This is a genomic window from Mycolicibacterium austroafricanum, assembly GCF_902705885.1.
GTDB classification, from domain to species: Bacteria; Actinomycetota; Actinomycetes; order Mycobacteriales; family Mycobacteriaceae; genus Mycobacterium; species Mycobacterium vanbaalenii_A.
Window position 1 is genome coordinate 1 of sequence record NZ_CACSIP010000073.1, and the last position, 1,079, is coordinate 1,079.

The 1,079-nt window shown below is 71.4% G+C and carries 1 protein-coding gene; it reads left to right on the forward strand.

Features of this window, described 5'->3' with window-relative positions:
• The coding region (locus tag BEMPMBAN_RS30910) for an HNH endonuclease signature motif containing protein (RefSeq protein ID WP_159235287.1) at positions 1–1,079 on the forward strand (1,079 nt) is incomplete at both ends.

The window sequence follows — 1,079 nt, forward strand, 5'->3', positions numbered from 1 at the left end:
TCGACCGCGACGAGCTGTGTGGGTTGACCGGGGCGCGGTCGCTGGAAGCGCTGGTGGCGTGGAAGGCCGGGGTGTCGCCGCGTAACGCGGAAACGATCACCGCGGTGGCGCAGCGGCTCGAGGCGTTCCCGCGGCTGGCCGACGGACTACGAGAAGGCCGGCTGTCGCTGGATCAGGTCGGTGTGATCGCCGAACACGCCGCCGACGGCTCCGATGCCCACTACGCGCAACTGGCCGAGAGTGCGACGGTCACCCAGCTACGCACCGCGGTCAAGTCCGAACCCCGCCCCGACCCGGCGCCGCGGCCACACCCGGCGCGGTCGATCACCAGAACCGACCACGGCGAGCACACCACCTACCGGATCACGGTGTCACGACTAGAAGCGGCCAGAGTCGACGCCGCGCTGGATGCCCGCCGCGAGGCGTTGATCACCGACTGGGAACGCGACCACACCACCGACACCGAGCAGACACCGCCGATGCCCACCACCGTGGACGCGTTCGTCGACCTGATCGACACCGGCTGGGACGCCGAAGCCACCCGCCGCCCGCACGGGCAGCGCACCACCGTCATCGCCCACCTCGACGTCGAACACCAGGTCGCGTCGCTGCACCTGGGACCGCTGCTCTCCGACGCCGAACGCCGCTTGCTGCTGTGTGACGCCACCTGTGAGGTGTGGTTCCAACGCCACGGCCGGGTCATCGGCGCCGGGCGGGCCACCCGCACCGTCAACCGCCGGCTGCGCCGCGCCCTGGAACACCGCGATCGCTGCTGCGTGGTCCCCGGCTGTGGGGCCACCCGCGGCCTGCACGCCCATCACCTGTGGCACTGGGAAGACGGCGGCCCCACCGAACTCGACAACCTCGTCCTCGTCTGCCCGTTCCACCACCGGCTGCACCACCGCGGCGGCATCACCCTCACCGGCCCCGCCCACCACCTCGTCGTCACCGACAGCCACGGCCAACCACTGACCGGCGCCTCGCTGGCCCGACCACCCACCACAGCACCACCGACAGTCCCGCCGTATCCCGGNCCCACCGGCGAACGCGCCCAATGGAAGTGGTACACCCCCTACCAA